Annotated in this window: 22 protein-coding genes; 21 read left to right on the top strand and 1 reads right to left on the bottom strand. The window is 47.8% G+C overall.

The annotated features are described in order from the left end of the window. Position 1 precedes the first annotated feature (1 nt). The 6 genes from BDD39_RS03795 (at position 2) to spoVM (ending at position 5,128) form a co-directional block, all read left to right on the top strand. Complete coding sequence (locus BDD39_RS03795; RefSeq protein ID WP_166908267.1) at positions 2–751, top strand: Stp1/IreP family PP2C-type Ser/Thr phosphatase; 750 nt, start codon at positions 2–4, stop codon at positions 749–751. Between the two features lie 5 nt (positions 752–756). Next, positions 757–2,718 carry a Stk1 family PASTA domain-containing Ser/Thr kinase gene (gene pknB / locus BDD39_RS03800; RefSeq protein WP_166908269.1) on the top strand — a complete coding sequence of 654 codons (1,962 nt, stop codon included), beginning with the start codon at positions 757–759 and terminating at the stop codon, positions 2,716–2,718. Positions 2,719–2,722: 4 nt separating this feature from the next. Next, a complete protein-coding gene (gene rsgA / locus BDD39_RS03805) occupies positions 2,723–3,610 on the top strand; it encodes a ribosome small subunit-dependent GTPase A (RefSeq protein WP_166908271.1) in 888 nt (295 codons plus the stop codon). Beyond that, on the top strand, positions 3,607–4,269 hold the full coding sequence (gene rpe, locus BDD39_RS03810) for a ribulose-phosphate 3-epimerase (protein WP_166908274.1): 663 nt from the start codon (positions 3,607–3,609) through the stop codon (positions 4,267–4,269). The genes rsgA and rpe overlap by 4 nt, the downstream gene beginning before the upstream one ends. 47 nt (positions 4,270–4,316) lie before the next feature. Continuing rightward, positions 4,317–4,964 (top strand): thiamine diphosphokinase, encoded by a 648-nt coding sequence (locus BDD39_RS03815; protein WP_166908276.1) that lies wholly within the window; start codon positions 4,317–4,319, stop codon positions 4,962–4,964. 83 nt (positions 4,965–5,047) lie between these two features. Then, positions 5,048–5,128, top strand: coding sequence for a stage V sporulation protein SpoVM (gene spoVM / locus BDD39_RS03820; protein ID WP_017437127.1), 81 nt, complete (start codon positions 5,048–5,050; stop codon positions 5,126–5,128). A 42-nt stretch (positions 5,129–5,170) separates the two neighbouring features. Here spoVM and rpmB read toward each other — a convergent pair whose 3' ends face one another. Further along, a complete protein-coding gene (gene rpmB, locus BDD39_RS03825) occupies positions 5,171–5,356 on the bottom strand; it encodes a 50S ribosomal protein L28 (RefSeq protein WP_043904077.1) in 186 nt (61 codons plus the stop codon). Between the two features lie 239 nt (positions 5,357–5,595). Between rpmB and BDD39_RS03830 the strand changes: the two genes are divergently transcribed. The 15 genes from BDD39_RS03830 to ffh all read left to right on the top strand — a co-directional run bounded on the left by BDD39_RS03830 (position 5,596) and on the right by ffh (position 22,422). Next, positions 5,596–5,958, top strand: a complete 363-nt coding sequence (locus BDD39_RS03830; RefSeq protein WP_017437126.1) for an Asp23/Gls24 family envelope stress response protein — start codon at positions 5,596–5,598, stop codon at positions 5,956–5,958. A gap of 17 nt (positions 5,959–5,975) precedes the next feature. Beyond that, complete coding sequence (locus tag BDD39_RS03835) at positions 5,976–7,652, top strand: DAK2 domain-containing protein (RefSeq protein ID WP_166908279.1); 1,677 nt, start codon at positions 5,976–5,978, stop codon at positions 7,650–7,652. Positions 7,653–7,718: 66 nt separating this feature from the next. Beyond that, positions 7,719–8,381 (top strand): L-serine ammonia-lyase, iron-sulfur-dependent subunit beta, encoded by a 663-nt coding sequence (gene sdaAB, locus BDD39_RS03840; protein WP_166908281.1) that lies wholly within the window; start codon positions 7,719–7,721, stop codon positions 8,379–8,381. A 30-nt stretch (positions 8,382–8,411) separates the two neighbouring features. Then, positions 8,412–9,290 (top strand): L-serine ammonia-lyase, iron-sulfur-dependent, subunit alpha, encoded by an 879-nt coding sequence (sdaAA, locus tag BDD39_RS03845; protein ID WP_166908283.1) that lies wholly within the window; start codon positions 8,412–8,414, stop codon positions 9,288–9,290. 2 nt (positions 9,291–9,292) lie between these two features. After that, positions 9,293–11,341, top strand: a complete 2,049-nt coding sequence (gene recG, locus BDD39_RS03850) for an ATP-dependent DNA helicase RecG (RefSeq protein ID WP_166908285.1) — start codon at positions 9,293–9,295, stop codon at positions 11,339–11,341. A 120-nt stretch (positions 11,342–11,461) separates the two neighbouring features. Beyond that, a complete protein-coding gene (fapR, locus tag BDD39_RS03855; protein ID WP_166908287.1) occupies positions 11,462–12,058 on the top strand; it encodes a transcription factor FapR in 597 nt (198 codons plus the stop codon). Beyond that, entirely contained in the window at positions 12,042–13,031 is a 990-nt protein-coding gene (gene plsX / locus BDD39_RS03860) for a phosphate acyltransferase PlsX (protein WP_166908289.1), read from the top strand. The genes fapR and plsX overlap by 17 nt, the downstream gene beginning before the upstream one ends. Positions 13,032–13,045: 14 nt before the next feature. Further along, a complete protein-coding gene (gene fabD / locus BDD39_RS03865) occupies positions 13,046–13,987 on the top strand; it encodes an ACP S-malonyltransferase (RefSeq protein WP_166908291.1) in 942 nt (313 codons plus the stop codon). Positions 13,988–13,991: 4 nt separating this feature from the next. Next, on the top strand, positions 13,992–14,732 hold the full coding sequence (fabG, locus tag BDD39_RS03870; RefSeq protein ID WP_166908293.1) for a 3-oxoacyl-[acyl-carrier-protein] reductase: 741 nt from the start codon (positions 13,992–13,994) through the stop codon (positions 14,730–14,732). Positions 14,733–14,796: 64 nt separating this feature from the next. Then, positions 14,797–15,030, top strand: a complete 234-nt coding sequence (locus tag BDD39_RS03875; protein ID WP_003251806.1) for an acyl carrier protein — start codon at positions 14,797–14,799, stop codon at positions 15,028–15,030. A 133-nt stretch (positions 15,031–15,163) separates the two neighbouring features. Beyond that, the gene (rnc, locus tag BDD39_RS03880; protein WP_166908295.1) at positions 15,164–15,904 is read left to right on the top strand and encodes a ribonuclease III; all 741 of its coding nucleotides are present in this window, start codon (positions 15,164–15,166) and stop codon (positions 15,902–15,904) included. Between the two features lie 81 nt (positions 15,905–15,985). Further along, a complete protein-coding gene (gene smc / locus BDD39_RS03885) occupies positions 15,986–19,549 on the top strand; it encodes a chromosome segregation protein SMC (RefSeq protein ID WP_166908297.1) in 3,564 nt (1,187 codons plus the stop codon). 20 nt (positions 19,550–19,569) lie between these two features. After that, the gene (gene ftsY / locus BDD39_RS03890) at positions 19,570–20,571 is read left to right on the top strand and encodes a signal recognition particle-docking protein FtsY (RefSeq protein WP_166908299.1); all 1,002 of its coding nucleotides are present in this window, start codon (positions 19,570–19,572) and stop codon (positions 20,569–20,571) included. Positions 20,572–20,730: 159 nt separating this feature from the next. After that, positions 20,731–21,063 (top strand): putative DNA-binding protein, encoded by a 333-nt coding sequence (locus BDD39_RS03895; RefSeq protein ID WP_166908301.1) that lies wholly within the window; start codon positions 20,731–20,733, stop codon positions 21,061–21,063. Between the two features lie 18 nt (positions 21,064–21,081). Beyond that, a complete protein-coding gene (gene ffh / locus BDD39_RS03900; RefSeq protein WP_166908303.1) occupies positions 21,082–22,422 on the top strand; it encodes a signal recognition particle protein in 1,341 nt (446 codons plus the stop codon). Positions 22,423–22,468 lie beyond the last annotated feature (46 nt).

The following is a 22,468-nucleotide window of genomic DNA, read 5'->3' on the forward strand; positions in this document are numbered from 1 at the left end:
AATGAGAGCCGTTTTTCAAACCGATATCGGTAAAATTCGTGCTCACAATGAAGATAGCGGCGGTGTTTTTCAAAATAAAGATGGTCATTATTTAGCGGTTGTCGCCGATGGAATGGGGGGACATCGCGCCGGAGACGTGGCGAGTGAAATGACGATTTCGTATTTAAAGCAACAATGGGAACAGTCCGAACATATTTCATCGCCCGCGGCCGCCGAACAATGGCTGAAAGATCATGTGTCGGAGGTCAATCGCATTTTGTTTGAACATTCCTTGCAGAATGAAGAATGCCAAGGGATGGGAACGACGATTGTCAGCGCGATCTGCACCGATCAATTTGTTACCGTCGGCCATATTGGCGACAGCCGCTGCTATCTTTTCAACAAGAACAGATTTCAACAACTGACAGAAGACCATTCGCTTGTCAATGAATTAGTAAAAACCGGGCAAATTTCCAAGGAAGATGCGGAGCACCATCCGCGGAAAAATGTGCTGTTGCGCGCGCTTGGAACGGAAAGGGACGTGAAGCTGGATATCAAAACGATCAGCATCGATGAGCATGATATGCTGCTGTTATGTTCGGACGGTCTATCGAACAAAGTATCGGAAGAAACGATGGTACATATTTTGACCGCGGACGATCCGCTTGAACATAAGGCACAGGCGCTAATTGATTTAGCTAATGAACGGGGAGGAGAAGATAATATTACGTTGGCGATTATCGATTTTTCATTGGAACGTGAAAGTAGGTGATCCGCGTGCTCATCGGCAAACGATTAAACGACCGCTATAAAATGATAAGCTTAATCGGCGGCGGCGGCATGGCCAACGTCTATTTGGCCAGAGATATGATATTGGAACGGGATGTCGCTGTAAAAGTATTGCGTTTTGATTTTGCCAACGATGAACAGTTTATTAAGCGGTTTCGCCGTGAAGCGCAAGCGGCAACGAGCTTGAATCATGAAAATATCGTTTCCATATATGATGTCGGCGAAGATGAGGGGATTTATTATATCGTCATGGAGTATGTGCGCGGTTGTACATTAAAACAATATATTCAGCAGCACGCCCCTTTGCCGATTTCAAAAGCGCTTCATATTATGGAACAATTGACTTCTGCGATTGCCCATGCACATGAAAATGGAGTCATTCATCGCGATATTAAGCCGCAAAACATTTTGATTGATGAAAACGGCGATGTGAAAGTAACCGATTTCGGTATTGCTGTTGCTTTTAGCTCCACCACCATTACGCAAACGAATTCCGTGCTTGGATCGGTTCATTACTTGTCCCCGGAACAAGCGCGCGGCGGAGTGGCAACGGAAAAATCGGATATTTATTCTCTTGGCATTGTCATGTTTGAGCTCGTCACCGGCCGGCTTCCGTTTTCCGGAGAGTCCGCCGTATCGATCGTGCTTAAACATTTGCAGGCGGAAACGCCTTCGCCGAAAGCTTGGAACCCTAGCATTCCGCAAAGCGTTGAGAATATTATTTTAAAAGCGACGGCGAAAGACCCGTTTTACCGCTACCGTTCGGCGCGGGAAATGAATGAGGATATTCGCACCGCTTTAGATCCAGAACGGATGAATGAAGAGAAATTTATCATTCCCACCGACGATGAGGAAGTAACGAAGGCGATCCCGATTATAAAAGATCATCCGGCAAGCGCCGGACTCGAAGAGGAAACGATGGTGTACGAAGAAAAAAAGGAAGAAGGCCCAAAAGCGGAAAAGCCGAAAGCAAAACGGAAGTGGATCGTCTGGCTTACGGCAGCCTTTTTATTTCTCGTGGCGGTTGGAGTGAGCGCGGTTACGTGGCTTCCAGGCTTGATTTTTCCGAAAGAAGTGACGATGCCGAATGTCGTCAATAAAGATTATGACAAGGCGGTTGAACAGCTGTCGTCGCTAGGGTTAGAGATTAAAGATACGATTGACGTCGAAAATGATAAAATAGAAGAAGGAAAGGTCGTACGCACGAAACCGGAAGCGGGCATGACGGTGAAACAAGGTTCAGGCGTCATTATTTACAAAAGCGCCGGCAAAAAGAAAGTGGAGTTTGGCAACTTTATCGGCGAAGATATCAACACAGCCGAAGAGCAGTTGCGCAACGAAGGTTTTTCCAACATTAAGCGCAATGAACGTTATAGCGATAAACCACTTGGTACGATTATCGATCAATTCCCGTATGCCGGGGATGAAGTGGTGCCTGATGAAACGGGAGTTATTTTTACCGTCAGTCTAGGTCCGGAAAAGATTACGTTAAAAGATTTGACAGGATATACGGAAAAGAGCGTGCGCGATTACGCGGACGAACAACAGCTGCGTGTGGAGATAAAATACGAATATTCCGACAAGGTGCCGGAAGGGCTCGTTATTTCGCAGACACCAGCAGCGAATGAAAAAGTCGACAAAGGGGATACGATTACGGTCGTAATTTCCCGGGGCAAAGAGCCGATCCCGACAAAAACAGTCGTCAAAGATATCGTCATTCCGTATGAACCGGAAGAAAATGGGCAGGTTGTCGAAGCACAGTTGTATATTCAAGATGCCAATCATAATATGACAACTCCGTATAAAACGTATCGTTTAACGAAGCCGGTTACGGAAACGGTGGAATTTGAAATTCCGTATAAGGAGACGGCATATTACCGCGTCATTGTCAACAATGTCGTTAAAGACGAAGGAACGATTCCGTATCCAGACGATCGCGCAAAGGAGTGAGGCTATGGCAGAAGGAAAGATTATTAAAGCGCTAAGCGGATTTTATTACGTGTTGTCAGAAGGAAACGTGTTTCAATGCCGGGGCAGAGGAGTATTTCGCAAACAGAAAATCACCCCTCTTGTCGGCGACCACGTCGTTTTTCAGGCGACAAGCGAGAACGAAGGATATATTTTGGAAATATACGAACGAAAAAACTCGCTCGTCCGTCCGCCGATTGCCAATGTCGAGCAGGCGATTTTAGTGTTTTCCGCCGTGGAACCGGATTTTAGTCCTAAACTTCTCGATCGCTTTCTCGTCCTTGTCGAATCAAAGCAAATTGCCCCGATTATCGTCGTAAATAAAATGGATTTAGTGAATGAGGAAACAAAGCCAATGATCGAACAATATATCCGCGATTATCAGCGCATCGGCTATGACGTTATCGTAACCTCTACCGTCACCAATGAAGGAGTAGAGAGGCTGCTTTCCTATTTGGACGGAAGAATTTCTGTGTTTGCCGGGCAATCTGGCGTCGGCAAATCGTCGCTCTTAAATGCGCTTCGTCCTGATTTGCAATTAAAAACAAACGATATTTCTGCGCATTTAGGGCGCGGCAAACATACGACCCGTCATGTTGAACTGTTGGAAATTGGCGGCGGTCTCGTCGCCGATACGCCAGGCTTTAGCGCGCTCGAGCTAGATGATATCGAAATCGAGGAGCTGCCGCATTATTTTCCAGAGTTCCGCGAGCTCAGTGATGCATGTAAGTTCCGCGGCTGTTTGCATGTCGCCGAGCCGAAATGCGCCGTAAGAGAGGCAGTGGAATCAGGGCAAATCCCTTCTTACCGGTACGAGAACTACTTGAGTTTTGTCGAAGAAATGAAAGAACGAAAGCCGAGGTATGAACGATGATCAAAATTGCACCATCCATTTTATCCGCGAATTTTGCTTTTTTAGGGGAGGAAATCCGCGATGTCGAACAGGGCGGAGCGGATTATATTCATGTCGATGTGATGGACGGACATTTTGTTCCGAATATCACGATCGGTCCACTCATTGTCGAGGCCATTCGCCCGGTCACGAACTTGCCGCTTGACGTTCATTTAATGATCGAGCAGCCTGATCGGTATATCCCCGCTTTTGCCAAAGCGGGCGCTGACTTTTTATCGGTTCATGTGGAAGCGTGCCCGCATTTGCATCGCACGATCCATCTTATTAAAGAGAATGGGGTCAAAGCGGGAGTGGTGTTAAATCCACACACGCCGGTGGAAATGATTCAACATATCATCGAAGATGTCGATGTAGTGTTATTGATGACTGTCAATCCTGGATTCGGCGGGCAGAAGTTTATTCCGTCCGTATTGCCGAAAATTCGCCAAGTGGCGCAATTCGTAAAAGAACGGAATTTATCGGTGGAAATTGAAGTAGACGGCGGCATTAACGCGGAAACGGCTCGTCTGTGCGTAGAGGCGGGAGCGAATGTCCTTGTGGCCGGCTCGGCCATCTATAACAAACGCGACCGCGCCGCGGCAATTCGCGCACTTCGCGGACCATATAAAGCGGAAGGGTAAACGCCTTCTGCTTTTCTTTCCGTTGAAGAAGGGGGAGGAGGAGACATATGTGGATTCACATTGTCGGCGGCGGACCAAGCGAGCAGCTTCCTTCTTTGCACCAATATGACGGCCAACAGGTGCGGTGGCTGGGGGTGGACCGCGGGACAAAGACGCTGCTTGAGGCAGGCATTCGACCCGTCAAAGCGTTTGGCGACTTTGATTCGTTGACAGAGGAAGAAATGGTGTCACTGCAAAAAACGCTGAATGATCTTGACATATGGCCGGCGGAAAAAGATAAAACCGATATGGAAATCGCCCTTGATTGGGCGGTCGAGCAAGGAGCGGATAAAATCCGGATTTTCGGAGCGACCGGCGGCAGGCTGGATCATTTGTTTGGCAATGTGCAATTGCTGATCAAATATGCCAATCGAGACATTGAAATGATTGACCGGCAAAATGTGATGACCGTCCATCTCCCTGGCACGTACACTATTTCTTACGATGAGCGGTATCGCTATGTTTCTTACATTCCGGTTTCCCGCGATATTAAAGGACTGACGCTAAAAGGATTTAAATATCCGCTAACAAATTGTCATATTTTTCGCGGTTCGACACTATGTATTAGTAATGAACTTATCCAATCTTCCGGTACTTTTTCCTTTTCCGAAGGCATATTAATGATGATAAGAAGCAGTGATTTTCATCGTTGCTGATAGGTACGATTTGTAGCCTGAAGAATATACTTAATAAAGAGTGAGGGAAAGTTCGTTACGACGGCTGTGAGGAGGGAATCGGAATGAAATTTTATACCATTAAACTGCCAAAATTCCTTGGCGGAATTGTACGTGCCATGTTAAACGCCTTTAAAAAAGGATAAGAAAAAAGCACCATTCTTTGGTGCTTTTTTGTTTTAAATTTATTACACGCGTTGTACTTTTCCCGATTTTAATGCGCGGGCAGAAACCCAAACACGTTTTGGTTTTCCGTCAACTAAAATACGAACTTTTTGCAAGTTGGCTTTCCATGTGCGTTTATTTGCATTCATCGCATGAGAACGCGAATTGCCGAAAGATTTTTTCTTTCCCGTTACAAAGCATTTTGCCATCCTTTTTCCCTCCTTACTCGTCTTGCTTTCCATTGTGCGTCTAAAAACACTATTATAATTTATCATACAAACAATGAGATTGCAATAGATGTCGTTTTCTCTTTCAAGAAAATATCCTTGACATATATTTTTAATTTCGGCTAAATAATACTAGTGGGTGATGGGGGAACTTTTAAAAAGGATAGCGTTATAGTACAATGTTTGTAGCTATGCGAACTATGGCAAAGGGGGAAACGAGCATGTCCATTGAATTGCAAACGAAATACGGGCGAATCGAAATCTCTAATGACGTCATTGCGATGATTGCCGGCGGCGCCGCGGTCGATTGCTACGGCATTGTTGGAATGGCATCGAAAAACCAAATTAGAGATGGGATTTCGGAAATTTTGCGGAGAGAAAACTTTTCTAAAGGTGTGATCGTCCGCGAGGAAAACGGCGAAGTACATATCGACATGTACATTATTGTCAGCTATGGCACGAAAATTTCTGAGGTAGCCCATAATGTACAAACAAAAGTAAAATATACGCTTGATCAAACGTTGGGCCTTTCTGTCCAATCGATCAATATTTACGTTCAAGGGGTTCGGGTGACGAATCCGTAGTAAGGAGGAATTAGTAGGTGACAATTAGGACACTTGATGGAAGACGTTTTGCCGAAATGGTTTTTCAAGGGGCGGCTCATTTATCGAACAATGCAAGGGCCGTCGATGCGCTGAACGTCTTTCCAGTTCCAGACGGTGATACGGGTACAAATATGAATTTATCGATGACTTCCGGTGCGAAGGAAGTAAAAAATAATGTTTCCGACCATATAGGCAAAGTCGCAAACGCGTTGGCAAAAGGATTGTTGATGGGCGCGCGCGGAAACTCGGGCGTCATTTTATCGCAATTGTTCCGCGGGTTTGCCAAAGCGGTGGAAACGAAAAAGGAAATTAACAGCGTCGAATTCGCTGCGGCACTTGAAGCTGGTGTCAATACGGCTTATAAGGCAGTGATGAAGCCGGTCGAAGGAACGATCCTTACCGTGGCGAAAGATGCGGCAAGACGGGCGGTCGAAGTGGCGAAAAAAGAACAAGATATTGCCGTTGTCATGGAAGAAGTCGTGAAAGAAGCGAAATCGTCTTTGCGGCGCACGCCGGAGTTGCTTCCGGTATTAAAAGAGGTAGGCGTGGTTGACAGCGGCGGCCAGGGCCTCGTTTACGTGTATGAAGGATTTTTAAGCGAACTAAAAGGTGAAAACGTTGCCGAACGGAAAACGGCGGAAGTTTCCATGGAAGAATTAGTGAAAGCGGAACATCATAAAAGTGCGCAAAGCCATATTCATACCGATGAAATTGAGTTTGGCTACTGCACGGAGTTTATGGTGCGGCTCGAACCGGATAAACTGCAAAAGCATCCATTCTCGGAAGACGCGTTTCGCCAAGATTTAAGCCGGTTTGGCGATTCGTTGCTCGTCATAGCAGACGATGAGCTCGTCAAAGTACACATTCATTCCGAACAGCCTGGTGAAGTATTGACATACGGACAGAGATATGGCAGTTTAATCAACATTAAAATTGAAAATATGCGCCAGCAGCACGCCAACATTATAAACGAAGACCGCCAGACCGCTTCCAATGCAGAAAAGCCGAAACAGACGGAAAAATACGGAATCGTGACCATCGCAATGGGATCCGGCGTTGCCGAGCTGTTTAAAAGCATCGGCGCCCATGCCGTCATTGAAGGCGGGCAAACGATGAACCCGAGCACGGAGGAGATCGTAAAGGCCATTGAAAGCATAAACGCGGAAACCGTATTTGTGCTGCCAAATAATAAAAACATTATTATGACAGCAGAGCAAGCGGCGACGGTCGTCAGCCAAAAAGTAATCGTCATTCCGTCGAGAACCGTTCCGCAAGGCATGGCGGCGCTGCTAGCGTTTAATCCGTCGCTTTCCGAAGAGCAAAATGAAAAAGCGATGACCGCTGCTTTAGCGCGCGTGAAAACAGGGCAAGTAACGTTCGCCGTGCGTGATACCACCATCGACGGAGTAGAAATTGAAAAAGACGATTACATGGGATTGGCGGACAATAAAATTATTGTCGCAGAAAAAGACAAGCTTTCCGTAACGAAGCAATTGCTTGATGCGTTAATCGATGAAGAAAGCGAAATCGTTACGATGATCCATGGAGAAGACGCGACGGAAGAGGAAGTGGAAGCGATCGTTTCCTATATTGAGGAAGCGTATCCGGACGTTGAAGTGGAAGTGCACGACGGAAAACAGCCGCTATATCCGTTTATCTTTTCTGTTGAATAATATGTTAGAATAATAGAAGGGAGTCTTCCCTTCTATTTTATTGTGCAATGAAGGAGCAGAGAAAATATGAAATATAAAAGCGTTTTCGATATTATTGGACCGATTATGATTGGACCGTCGAGCTCCCATACGGCGGGAGCGGCGCGCATCGGGCGGGTGGCGCGCGGTTTATTTGGCAGAAAACCAAAGTGGGCGCACATTTCTTTTTATGGTTCGTTTGCGCAAACGTATAAAGGACATGGGACGGATGTCGCCATTGTCGGCGGTATCCTTGATTTCGATACATTTGATGAACGAATTCCGCGTTCGCTTGAAATTGCGAAAGAAGAAGGAATGGAAGTTATTTTTTATGAAGAAGAAGCGATTCCGAATCACCCGAACACCGCACGGGTGCGGATTGGGGATGAACAGGGAGAACTAGAGCTTGTCGGCATTTCGATCGGCGGCGGGAAAATTGAAATTACCGAACTCAATGGGTTTGAACTGAAATTATCTGGCCATCACCCAGCGCTTTTGATTATGCATAATGACCGGTACGGAACGATCGCCGCGGTAGCCAACGTGCTGGCAAAATATGCGATTAATATCGGACATATGGAAGTGTCGCGGAAAGAAAAAGGCAAAGAGGCGCTGATGACGATTGAGGTTGATCAACCGCTTGACGAGCATGTAATCAGCGAGCTCGAAACATTGCCGCATATTATTCAAGTAACAAAGCTTGTCGACTAACGAAAGCGTTTGCAAAAGGGAGGAAATTGAATGTTTCGCAATGTTGCAGAACTGGTGGAATTGGCGGAAAGCCAAAACATTAAAATTGCCGAAGTAATGATTCGCCAAGAGATCGAGGTGACGGGAAGAAGCCGAGAGGACATTTTCGCGCAAATGGACAAAAATTTACAAGTAATGGAACAAGCGGTGGAAAAAGGATTGGCCGGCGTCGTTTCGCGGTCGGGGCTGACCGGCGGGAATTCAGTATTATTGCAGCGATATATTAGCCAGGGAAACTTTTTATCGGGAGAAACGATTTTAGACGCCGTCAGCAAAGCGATGGCAACGAACGAAGTGAACGCGGCGATGGGCGTTATTTGCGCGACGCCGACGGCGGGGTCGGCCGGAGTCGTTCCGGGCACGCTTTTTGCCGTGAAAGAGAAATTAAAACCGACGCGCGAGGAAATGATCGAGTTTTTGTTTACCGCTGGCGCGTTCGGCTATGTGGTGGCCAATAACGCTTCGATTTCCGGCGCCGCCGGAGGTTGTCAGGCGGAAGTCGGCTCCGCTGCGGGCATGGCGGCGGCCGCGCTTGTTGAGCTGGCCGGCGGAACGCCAAGCCAGGCGGCAGAAGCGATGGCAATTGCCTTAAAAAATATGTTAGGATTAGTATGTGACCCTGTCGCCGGTTTGGTCGAAGTGCCATGTGTCAAACGAAATGCGATGGGGGCGGCAAATGCGATGGTGGCGGCGGATATGGCGCTTGCCGGCATTAAAAGCCGCATCCCGTGCGACGAGGTGATTGAAGCAATGTACCGCATTGGTGAAATGATGCCAACGGCATTAAAAGAAACTGCACAAGGGGGGTTAGCAGCAACGCCGACAGGCCGCACCTTAGCGGCGAAAATTTTCGGCGTTTCCGCGAAATAACGGTGAATCGCGAGTTGCAACAGCCAGTTACCGCAATCAAAGGAATCGGCGAAGAGACGAGCGAAGCGCTGAAAGAAATGGGAATTACCACGATCGAACAGCTGCTTATGCATGTTCCATATCGTTATGAAGATTATGAGCTAAAAGATTTGGCGGAAGTCAAACATGATGAAAAAGTAACGGTCGAGGGGAAGGTTCATAGCGAGCCTTCTCTTACGTATTATACGAAAAAAAAATCGCGCCTAACGTTTCGTCTCCTTGTCGGGCGGTATTTAATCACGGTCGTTTGTTTCAACCGTCCTTATTTAAAAGGAAAAATAGCGATGGATGATACGGTGACGGTTATCGGCAAGTGGGATCAGCACCGCCAGACGATTACCGCTTATGAAGTGAAGCTCGGGCCGCTCCCGCAAACAAAAGAAATCGAGCCTGTTTATTCCGTGCGCGGCTCGATTACAGTGAAAGGAATGCGGCGTTTCATCAAGCTGGCACTTACGCAATACGGCGCGGCGATCGACGACCCGCTCCCGCTTTCGATCCGGCGCGCCTACCGGCTCGTTTCTAAGCAAGAAGCGCTGCGCTCCGTCCACTTCCCGCGTTCGCATGAAGAATTGAAACAGGCGAGACGGAGACTGGTATATGAAGAGTTTTTGCTGTTTCAACTGAAAATTCATGCGCTGCGCAAAGTAGCGCGTGAATATTCGCAAGGAATCGCCCATTCGTTTTCCACAGAAAAGCTGGACGCTTTTATAGGGCAGCTGCCATTTCCGCTAACGAATGCGCAGCGGCGCGTCATCGCGGAAATTCTTGCCGATATGCGCGCCCCATATCGCATGAACCGGCTGCTTCAAGGTGATGTCGGTTCAGGAAAAACGGTCGTGGCGGCCGTCGTCTTATACGCCACCGTTCTCTCCGGCTACCAGGGGGCGCTGATGGTGCCTACGGAAATTTTAGCGGAACAGCACGCCCACTCGATGCGGCAGCTATTTGCCGCCACTGACGTCAAGGTCGCGCTCTTAACGAGTTCGGTGAAAGGAAAGAAACGAAGAGAAATTTTAGAGCAGCTCGCCGCCGGCGACATTGATATTATGATCGGCACCCATGCGCTCATTCAAGAAGAAGTGAATTTTAAGAAACTTGGTTTAGTCATTACGGATGAACAGCATCGATTTGGCGTCGAGCAGCGCCGCGTTTTGCGTGAAAAAGGGCAGTCGCCGGACGTATTGATGATGACGGCCACCCCGATCCCGCGCACCCTCGCCATCACCGCGTTTGGGGAAATGGATGTGTCGGTGATTGATGAAATGCCGGCAGGAAGAAAAAAGGTGAAGACGTATTGGGTCAAGCACCATATGTTCGAGCGGGTGCTTGATTTTATCGAAAAAGAAATTCAAAAAGGACGGCAGGCTTATATCATTTGTCCGCTGATTGAAGAATCGGAAAAGTTGGATGTGCAAAATGCGATTGATGTCCATAGCATGCTTACGCATTATTACAGAGGAAAATACAACATCGGACTGATGCATGGGCGTCTTTCCGCGGAAGAAAAGGAAGAAGTGATGAAGGCGTTTAGCGAAAACCGCGTCCAAGTGTTAGTTTCCACTACTGTAGTAGAAGTAGGAGTCAACGTGCCAAACGCTACCGTCATGGTTATCTATGATGCCGAACGGTTTGGCTTGGCGCAGCTCCACCAGTTGCGCGGCCGGGTCGGCCGCGGCGATGAACAGTCGTATTGCATTTTGATCGCCGACCCGAAATCCGAAATCGGAAAAGAGCGCATGCGCATTATGACGGAAACGACGGATGGATTTGTGCTGTCAGAGAAAGATTTACAGCTGCGCGGTCCAGGTGATTTTTTCGGCACCAAACAAAGCGGCATGCCGGAATTTCGATTTGGAGATATCGTGCATGATTATCGCATTTTAGAAGTCGCTCGTGGCGATGCGGCGAAACTGATTGAATCGAAAGCGTTTTGGCATGATGAGTCATATCAATGCTTGCGCCTTTATTTGCAAGAGTCGGGCGTATTGGACGGCGAAAAACTAGATTGATAGAAAAAGATGTGCGGTCTGTCTTTTTATACGGCAGACCGCTTTTTTTGCTTGCATTCTTTTTTTTGATATTATATATTACTTTTAGTACCTAGTCATAAAACTGGGCGGTGTAAACAGATGAGAAAAAGCAAACGAGAGCGACAACGGCTTTTGCAAGAGACGATTCGTGAAAATCCGTTTATTACCGATGAAGAGTTAGCGGAAAAATTTTCGGTCAGCGTCCAGACGATCCGCTTGGACCGGCTGGAGCTGTCGATACCGGAGTTGCGCGAACGCATTAAGCATGTTGCAAAGCAGTCGCTGGCAGATAAAGTAAGGGCGCTTCCGCTCGAGGAAGTGATCGGTGAAATTATTGATATCGAGCCGGACCATAGCGCGATTTCTATTTTTGATGTGAAAGCGGAACATGTGTTTAGACGAAACCGCATTGCCCGTGGCCATCATTTGTTTGCTCAGGCCAACTCGCTTGCCGTTGCCGTCATCAACGATGAACTTGCCTTGACGGCCAAAGCAAATATCCGTTTTACGAGGCAAGTAAAAGAAAATGAACGCGTTGTGGCGAAAGCAAAAGTAGTTGGGGAAAAAGAAAACGGCCGGACGATCGTCGAAGTCAACAGCTATGTCGGGCAGGAGCTCGTTTTTTCCGGAACGTTTGAAATGTATCGATCCAACAATGAGAAAAAGGATGGAGACAGCTATGAAGATCGCGATTGATGCAATGGGAGGAGACCACGCTCCAAAAGAAATCGTGCTCGGGGCGATGAAAGCGGTGCAGCATTTTACCGATGTACATATTATGCTGCTTGGCGATGAGGCGCAAATTCGCTCGCACCTTACGAATGAGGAACGAATTACGATCGTTCATACCGATGAAGTGATTGAGGCGACCGATGAGCCGGTGCGGGCGGTGAGAAGAAAGAAGAACGCGTCAATGGTGTTGATGGCGCAAGAAGTGAAAGAAGGACGAGCCGACGCTTGCATCTCAGCTGGCAATACGGGCGCACTAATGGCGGCAGGACTGTTTGTTGTCGGACGGATCGCTGGAATTGATCGGCCGGCGCTCGCTCCGACGCTTCCGACCGTCGGCGGCGAAGGATTTTTATTTTTAGATGTCGGCGCCAACGTTGATGCCCGTCCGGAACATTTATTGCAGTACGCGTTAATGGGACATGTATACGCCCAAAAAGTAAGAGGCATTTCCCAGCCGCGCATTGGCTTGTTGAATGTCGGAACAGAAGATCAAAAAGGAAACGATGTCGCTAAACGCACGTTTCAGCTTTTGAAAGAGACGGACCTTCATTTTATCGGCAATGTCGAAGCGCGCGATTTATTGCAAGGTGTCGCTGATGTTGTCGTTACTGACGGGTTTACCGGCAATGTCGCGCTCAAAACGATCGAAGGCACGGCGATATCCGTATTTTCGATGTTAAAGCAGGCGTTGACAAGCAGTTTATCAAGCAGATTAGCGGCAGCCGTGTTAAAGCCGAGACTCGTTCAATTAAAAAAGATGATGGATTATTCCGAATATGGCGGAGCGGCGCTGTTTGGCTTAAACGCTCCGGTGATTAAAGCGCACGGTTCGTCCGATGCCAATGCGATCTTTCACGCGGTGCGCCAGGCGCGGGAAATGGTAGCCAACGACATTATCGCCACCATCAAAGAGTCGCTCGAACAAAACCATTCGTAAAGGAAGGGAAATCTATGGGGAAAATCGCTTTTATTTTTCCAGGACAAGGATCGCAGACGGTAGGCATGGGAAAAGATATTGCCGAAAGCGATGCCAATGCGCGTGCACTGTTTCAAGCCGCCGATGAACGTTTAGGATTTTCGCTTTCCTCGCTTATTTTCGAAGGCCCGCAGGAGACGCTGACGTTAACGTACAACGCCCAGCCGGCTTTATTGACGACAAGTATCGCCCTGCTTGAAAAAGTAAAAGAGGCAGGGATTACAGCCGATTATGTTGCCGGCCATAGTTTGGGAGAATATACAGCGTTGGTGGCAGCAGGCGTGCTTTCGTTTGCTGATGCGGTCTATGCGGTGCGAAAACGCGGTGAGTTTATGGAAGAAGCGGTGCCGGCCGGCACAGGAACGATGGCGGCTGTATTAGGAATGGACGCCGCGGCGCTTGAAGCGGTAACAAACGAAGTATCAGCGCAAGGAGATCCGGTGCAGTTGGCAAATTTAAACTGCCCAGGCCAGATTGTTATCTCCGGTTCGAAAGCAGGTGTGGAAAAAGCCGGTCAGCTGGCGAAAGAGCGCGGCGCCAAACGAGTGATTCCGCTCGAGGTAAGCGGGCCGTTTCATTCGTCTTTAATGAAACCGGCGGCCGGCAAATTGCAAGAAGTGTTAAACGGCGTTGCTATTCACGATGCGAAAATTCCGGTCATCGCCAATGTGACCGCGGAGCCGGTTGTGAAAAAAGAAGAGATTTCGCGCTTATTAATCGAACAGTTATATTCTCCAGTGCGCTGGGAAGAATCAGTAAAAACGATGATCACTTTAGGAGTGGATACGTTTATTGAAATCGGTCCAGGGAAAGTGCTATCCGGGCTGGTGAAAAAAATTGACCGCAACGTGCGCGTGCATGCTGTCAATGATTTAGAAACATTGAAATCAACCGTTGCGGCTGTGAAAGGAGAGTAAAAGAATGTTGCAAGGGAAAGTAGCGCTTGTCACGGGAGCGTCGCGTGGCATCGGCCGGGCGATTGCGCTCGAACTTGCCCGTCAAGGGGCAAATGTAGCCGTCAATTACGCCGGCAGCGAGGCAAAAGCGTATGAAGTGGTCGAAGAAATCAAAAAGATGGGCAAAGAGGCGGTGGCGATCCAAGCGGACGTTTCCAGCGCCGAAGCTGTCGAGCGCATGGTAAAAACGGTGCTAGAGCAGTTTGGCCGCATCGATATTTTAGTGAACAATGCCGGCATTACCCGCGATAATTTATTGATGCGCATGAAAGAGGAAGAATGGGATCAGGTGATGAATACGAACTTAAAAGGGGTATTTCATTGTATAAAGGCGGTGACGCGGCCGATGATGAAACAGCGCTATGGCCGCATCGTCAACATCGCTTCCATCGTCGGCATCAGCGGCAATCCGGGGCAAGCAAACTATGTCGCCGCTAAAGCAGGGGTCATCGGATTGACAAAAACGGCGGCGCGGGAACTTGCCAGCCGCAACATTACGGTCAATGCCGTCGCGCCAGGGTTCATCACGACGGACATGACCGACAGTCTTAGCGACGAATTAAAAGCGGAAATGTTAAAACAAATTCCGCTCGCTCGCTTTGGCGAGCCGGAAGACGTCGCCAAAGTCGTTGCCTTTCTCGTATCGGACGCAGCCAGCTACATGACCGGACAAACGCTCCATGTCGATGGCGGAATGGTGATGTAAATTTCAAATAGCGGCTAGTATTTTCTAGCCGAATCTACTATAATCATGAAGGGAGGTGAATCGAATGGCAGACGTATTAGAACGCGTAACGAAAATTATCGTAGACCGTCTAGGTGTCGAAGAATCGCAAGTAACGCTAGATGCATCTTTCAAAGATGATCTTGGCGCTGACTCCCTAGATATCGTTGAACTCGTAATGGAATTAGAAGATGAATTTAATATGGAAATTTCCGATGAAGAAGCGGAAAAAATTGTCACAGTAGGAGACGCTGTGAACTACATAAAAAGCCACATGTAATATCTAGAAAAGTCCCGTTGCCCAAAACGGGGCTTTCTCTGCTTTTTTATCTGTGTAACGAACGGATGAGCGGATATAATAAAAGAAGTATACGATTGATTTTTGCGTCGAATGAAGTCGGAGGGCTTTCTATATGTCAAAACCAAAAGATAAAGAGCGCACTCATGAAAAAAGGAGAGCGAAATTTAAAGAGTTGCAGAAAAAAATCGGCATTTTTTTTGCGAATGAACAGCTTCTCATTCAGGCTTTTACTCATTCATCGTATGTGAATGAGCATCGGAGACGGCCGCAGGAAGACAACGAACGGCTCGAATTTTTGGGCGATGCGGTGCTTGAGCTTACCGTTTCGCAATATTTGTTTAAAAAGTTCCCGCATATGAGCGAGGGAGAGCTAACGAAACTGCGGGCCGCGATTGTTTGCGAGCCTTCGCTTGTCAAGTTTGCCAACGCTTTGTCGTTCGGCGAGCTCGTCCTGTTAGGAAAGGGCGAAGAACTGACAGGCGGACGGACGAGACCGGCACTGTTGGCAGATGTATTCGAGGCGTTTATCGGCGCGCTCTATTTAGATCAAGGAATGGATGCGGTCGTCCAATTTTTGGGACAAACGATTTTCCCGAAAATTGATGAAGGTGCTTTTTCTCATGTGATGGATTTTAAAAGCCAATTGCAGGAGCTTGTGCAGCGCGATGGCATCGGTGTGCTGGAATATGCGATTTTGGAGGAAAAAGGTCCAGCGCATAATAAAGAATTTGTTTCCCGTGTTTCGCTGAACGGGAAGGAGCTTGGCATCGGCGTTGGCAAGTCGAAAAAAGAGGCGGAGCAGCATGCGGCGCAGATGGCGCTCGAAACATTAAGAACACTGGAGAAACAATAAAGGGTTGGCTCTTACCAATAGTCAGCCCTTTTTGTGGCTATTGATCGCACAACATAGGAAAGATTGTGAGGCGTGGTATGAATGTTCCTCAAACGTTTAGATATTATTGGATTTAAATCGTTTGCCGATCGCGTATCCATCGAATTTGTTCCCGGAGTGACGGCGGTTGTCGGTCCAAACGGGAGCGGAAAAAGCAACATTACCGATGCGATCCGCTGGGTGCTCGGCGAGCAGTCCGCAAAATCGTTGCGCGGGGCGAAGATGGAAGATATTATTTTTGCCGGCAGCGATTCGCGCAAACCGCTTAATGTCGCGGAAGTGACGATTACTCTTGATAATGAAGACCAGTTTCTGCCGCTTGATTATCAAGAAGTAAGCATCACGCGCCGGGTGTATCGCTCAGGGGAAAGCGAATTTTTTATTAATAAGCAGCCTTGCCGTTTAAAAGATATTGTCGATTTATTGATGGATTCCGGGCTTGGAAAAGAAGCGTTTTCGATTATCGGCCAAGGCCGCGTCGAAGAAATTTTAAGCAGCAAGCCGGAAGAACGACGCACGATTTTCGAAGAGGCAGCCGGCGTGCTAAAGTATAAAATCCGCAAGAAAAAGGCAGAAACAAAGCTTGCCGAAACGCAGGAAAACTTGCATCGCGTCAGCGACATCTTACACGAGCTGGAGCAGCAGCTAGAGCCGCTGAAAATGCAGGCATCGATCGCGAAAGACTATTTGGAAAAGCGCGATGAGCTGGAACGGTTTGAAGTAGCGCTGATGGTGCACGACATTGAACAGCTTTATGGGCAGTGGACATCATTAAAGCAGCAGCTTGAGCAGCATCAAAATGAAGAAATCCAGCTCTCTAGCATGCTGCAAAAAGCGGAAGCGGACATCGAACAGCTCCGCGACCACATTACGGCGCTCGATGAATCGATTGACGGGCTGCAGCAAGTGCTGCTTGTCGCGAGCGAAGAATTAGAAAAACTCGAAGGAAAGAAAGAAGTATTAAAAGAGCGCAAGAAAAATGCGGCCCAATACCAGAAACAGCTCGAAGAGGCGATTGCCTCCCTTGCCGAGAAGAAAGAGCGCATGGAACAAGTGTTAAGAAGCGAACAGACGCAGCTTGCCGAGCTGCAAACAGCGGTGGCCACGCTGCAAGCCGAATTAAAGGAAAAGCAAGCTTCCCTTTCGGCCTATGATGTGAATATTGAAGAAAAAATCGAACAATTAAAAAGCGATTATATCGAATTAGTCCATGAACAAGCTGCCTTAAAAAACGAACGCGCCCATCTGCAAACGCTGCTAGAAAAACTGCAGGCAAAACAAGCTGTACTTGCTGAAGCAAACCGCAAATATTTGGACGAGCGCACAAAGCTGCGGCAACAATATGCGGCGTTAGACGAAAAACGTGTACAGCTCGAGAAGGCGCTCGAGCAGGCGGAAGCGCTGCTAAGGCAAAAAACAGGAGAAGTTTCGGCGCTGAAAACGGATTTAGAAAAGAAAGAAGCGATGCTGTATCAAGCGTACCAATATTTGCAACAGACAAAATCGAGAAAAGAACTGCTCGAGGAAATGCAGCAAGACTATGCGGGATTTTTCCAAGGGGTAAAAGAAGTGTTAAAAGCGCGCGCGCAGTTCCCGGGCGTCCATGGTGCAGTTGTCGAGCTGATCCAAGTTCCAAACCGCTACGAAACAGCGATTGAAATTGCGCTCGGCGGTGCGATGCAGCATATTGTCGTCGAAAATGAAGAAGTGGCGCGCAAGGCGATTCACTATTTAAAAACCAATGCGTACGGCCGTGCGACTTTTTTGCCGATGAATGTCATACAGGCGAAAACGGTTCCTGCCGAACAGCTTGCCTTGGTGAAAGGGCATCCGGCATTTGTCGGAATCGCCAGCGAACTGATTCATTATGAAAACCTCTACCATTCTGTCATCGCCAATTTGCTTGGAAACGTCATTATCACGACCGACTTAAAAGGAGCGAATGAATTAGCGCGCCTGCTTCACTATCGTTACCGCCTTGTCACGCTCGATGGCGATGTTGTCAGCCCTGGCGGCGCGATGACTGGCGGCGGCGTCGCGAAAAAGACGAATTCGTTGCTAAGCCGAAATCGCGAGCTGGAGACGATTTCGGCCAAACTGCGCGAAATGGAGGAAAAAACCGAACAGCTCGAACAGTTTGTACAAGCGAAAAAGAAACAAATTCAACAGGAAGAAACGAATTTGGCTGCGCTCCGTCAACAAATAGAGGAGCAACGTTTTACGCTTCAGGAAGTAAAAGGCGAATTGCGCGAGCTGCAATTGCAAGAAAAAAATATGAACGAACGCCTCGCCCTTTATGACCATGAAAAAGCGAATGATGAGCAAGAAGCAAAACAGATGACAAAGCGGCTCGCCGTTATCGCAGAGCAACTTCATCATCTTGAAGAAAAATTGCGGGGAATGGATGAGGAAATCAATAAGCTGCAAACGCAAAAGCAGACGGAACAAACGTCAAAAGAAGCGTTGCAGACGGCGATGACCGAGCAAAAAATCGCTCTTGCCGAAACGCAGCAACGGTTGAAAAACACGCAAGAAAAAGTAGAGCAGCTTACGAGTGAGCTTGCCGATACGAAAAAGCAGCTGCAGACAGCCAAGCAAGAACTTGCCGATTTAATGGAGGAGATGAGTTCCAGCCATTCTAGCGAAGAAGAATTAGAAGAATTGCGGAACAAAAAGCTAGAGGATAAGCAAAAAACGGTCGACCTCATTGCCAGCCGCCGCGAACAGCGGCTTCAGTACCAGGCACAGCTGGAACATTTAGAGCGGGAATGGAAGGAAAAGAAACGGCAGCATAAACAGCTCGCCGATATCGTAAAAGATGAGGAAGTCAAGCTAAACCGCCTCGATGTCGAACTGGAAAATTTATTAGCCCGCCTTCGTGAAGAATATGCCCTTTCGTTCGAAGCGGCGAAAGCAGCCTATCCATTGACGGCCGATGTCCAAGAAGCGCGTAAACGGGTAAAATTAATCAAGCTGGCGATCGAAGAGCTCGGCACGGTAAATTTAGGAGCGATTGATGAATATGAGCGGGTATCGGAGCGCTATCAGTTTTTAACCGAACAAAAAGCCGATTTGCAGCAGGCGAAAGAAACGCTCCATCAAGTGATTGACGAGATGGACCAAGAGATGAAAAAACGGTTTTTATCGACGTTTGAACAAATTCGCTCCCATTTTGGCGACGTCTTTCGTCAGCTGTTTGGCGGCGGCAATGCTGATTTGCGCTTGACCGATCCAAACAATTTGCTTGAGACTGGCATTGATATTGTCGCGCAGCCGCCGGGGAAAAAGCCACAGCATTTAAGTCTGCTTTCCGGCGGAGAACGGGCGCTGACGGCCATCGCCTTATTGTTTTCCATTTTAAAAGTGCGTCCGGTGCCGTTTTGCGTTCTCGACGAGGTTGAAGCGGCGCTTGATGAGGCGAATGTGTATCGCTATGCACAATATTTAAAACAGTTCAGCAGCCAGACGCAATTTATCGTCATCACCCATCGAAAAGGCACGATGGAAGAAGCGGATGTGCTATATGGGGTGACGATGCAAGAATCGGGCGTGTCGAAGCTCGTTTCCGTCCGTCTGGAAGATTCGAAACAACTCGTTAAGTCATGACAAGAAAGGATGGCGTCGATATGAGTTTTTTCAAAAAGCTGAAAGAAAAAATTACAAAGCAAGCCGATTCGGTTACCGAAAAGTTTAAGCAAGGTCTTTCGAAAACGCGTGATTCGCTTGCAGGGCGCGTCAACGACTTAATCGCCCGTTATCGAAAAGTCGATGAAGAGTTTTTTGAAGAACTGGAAGAAATTTTGATTAGCGCCGATGTCGGTGTGACGACAGTCATGGATTTAATTGATGAGCTGAAAATGGAAGTGAAGCGCCGCAATATACAGGACCCGCAAGAAATGCGAGAAGTGATTTCCGAAAAGCTTGTCGAGATTTACCGCGGCGATGACGAAGAATATGAAAAATCAGCGGCGTTAAATATCCAGAAAGACGGTTTGACGGTCATATTGTTTGTCGGAGTGAACGGCGTCGGAAAAACGACGACGATCGGCAAGCTTGCCCATAAGCTAAAATCGGAAGGAAAGACGGTGATGCTCGCGGCCGGCGATACGTTCCGCGCCGGTGCGATTGAACAGCTTGAAGTTTGGGGCGAGCGCGTCGGCGCCGAAGTGATTAAACAATCGGCCGGCTCTGACCCGGCGGCGGTCGTTTATGACGCCATCCAGGCGGCGAAAGCGCGCCGGGTTGACGTGCTTTTATGTGATACGGCCGGACGCTTGCAAAACAAAGTCAATTTAATGAAAGAACTTGAAAAAGTAAAACGCGTCATTGAACGGGAAGTTCCGGGGGCGCCGCATGAAGTATTGCTCGTGCTTGACGCAACAACCGGACAAAACGCAATGAGCCAGGCAAAGATTTTCAAAGAAGCAACCAACGTCACCGGCATTGTGCTGACGAAGCTTGACGGCACGGCAAAAGGCGGCATCGTGCTGGCGATTCGCAACGAGCTTCATATTCCGGTGAAGTTTGTCGGCCTTGGCGAAAAAATGGATGATCTGCAGCCGTTTGATCCAGAAAAATATGTATACGGATTGTTTGCCGATTTATTTGAGGAGAAAAGCGAGCAATAAAGGTGGTTTAGAAAAATGCGATAGGCTGGCGAAAAGGCGGAGATGGCGCCTTTTTAGCCAGCCTTGTTTTGTAAAGATAAAATCTTGACAGAAATAAGAAAAAAAGCTACACTAATCATCTGTAAAGGTGTTTCACTTAACAAGAGAGGAGGGAGTTTCATGCTCGAAAAAACAACGCGAATGAATTATTTGTATGATTTTTATCAGGCATTGCTGACGCCAAAACAGCGCAGCTATATGTCGCTTTACTATTTAGATGATTACTCCCTCGGCGAAATCGCACAGCAGTATGAAGTCAGCCGCCAGGCTGTTTATGATAATATCAAAAGAACGGAAGCAATGCTAGAAGAATATGAGAAAAAATTATCGCTCTTTCAGAAGTTTCAAAAACGAAAGCAGCTGATGGACCAACTAAAGGATTATGTTTTAAAAAAATATGGAGAGGACCAGCAACTTTTCGATATGATTAAAGAACTAGAAGAATTAGAATGAATAAGGAGGTGAAAACAGATGGCGTTTGAAGGGTTATCGGAACGTTTGCAAAACGTGATGAACAAAATCCGCGGCAAGGGGAAAGTGACGGAGGACGACGTAAAGGAAATGATGCGCGAAGTTCGCCTTGCCCTTCTTGAAGCGGATGTGAACTTTAAAGTCGTTAAAGATTTTGTCAAGCGCGTAAGCGAACGCGCGGTCGGACAGGAAGTGTTAAAAAGCTTAACACCAGGGCAGCAAGTCATTAAAGTCGTCAAAGAAGAGTTGACGGAACTGATGGGCGGCGAACAAAGCAAAATTGCCGTCGCCAGCCGTCCGCCGACCGTCATTATGATGGTTGGTCTCCAAGGTGCCGGAAAGACGACGACAACGGGAAAATTAGCGAATTTACTGCGGAAACGGTATAATCGCAAGTCGCTTTTGGTCGCTGCCGATATTTATCGCCCGGCGGCGATTAAGCAGCTTGAAACGCTCGGCAAACAGCTCAATATGCCGGTTTTCTCTTTAGGCGACCAAGTCAGTCCGGTGGAAATCGCCAAGCAGGCGCTTGAAAAAGCAAAACAAGAACATTACGATTACGTGCTCATTGACACCGCCGGACGCCTTCATATTGACGAGGCGCTAATGGATGAGTTAAAACAGATGAAAGAAGTAGCAAAGCCGGATGAAATTTTCCTTGTCGTCGATGCGATGACCGGGCAAGACGCGGTAAACGTCGCGCAAAGCTTCCATGAACAGCTCGGCATCACCGGCGTCATTTTAACGAAGCTGGACGGCGATACGCGCGGCGGGGCGGCGCTGTCGATTCGGGCGGTTACGAACACGCCGATCAAATTCGTCGGGATGGGCGAAAAGCTAGATGCGCTCGAGCCGTTTCATCCGGAGCGCATGGCTTCGCGCATTTTAGGAATGGGCGATGTATTGACCCTTATTGAAAAAGCGCAAGCCGCCGTCGACGAAGAAAAAGCGAAAGAGCTTGAACAAAAAATGCGCACGGCGACATTTACGCTCGATGACTTTTTAGAGCAGCTCGGGCAAGTGCGCAAGCTTGGACCGCTCGACGAAATTTTAAAAATGCTGCCGGGTGCCAATAAAATCAAAGGATTGAACAACATCCAGATCGATGAGAAGCAAATTAGCCGCGTCGAGGCGATTATTCGTTCGATGACGAAAGAAGAAAAAACATATCCGGAAATTATTAACGGAAGCCGGAAAAAGCGGATTGCCAAAGGAAGCGGCACGTCCGTACAGGAAGTCAACCGGCTGTTAAAGCAGTTTGACGAAATGAAAAAGATGATGAAAATGATGACCAATATACCAAAAGGAAAGAAAAAAGGGTTTAAATTCCCATTTATGTAGGAAATGATGTGTTAAGAAAAAACCCTTTACAAACTACACAATTATT

The sequence above is a fragment of the Saccharococcus thermophilus genome (genome assembly GCF_011761475.1).
Lineage (GTDB): Bacteria > Bacillota > Bacilli > Bacillales > Anoxybacillaceae > Saccharococcus > Saccharococcus thermophilus.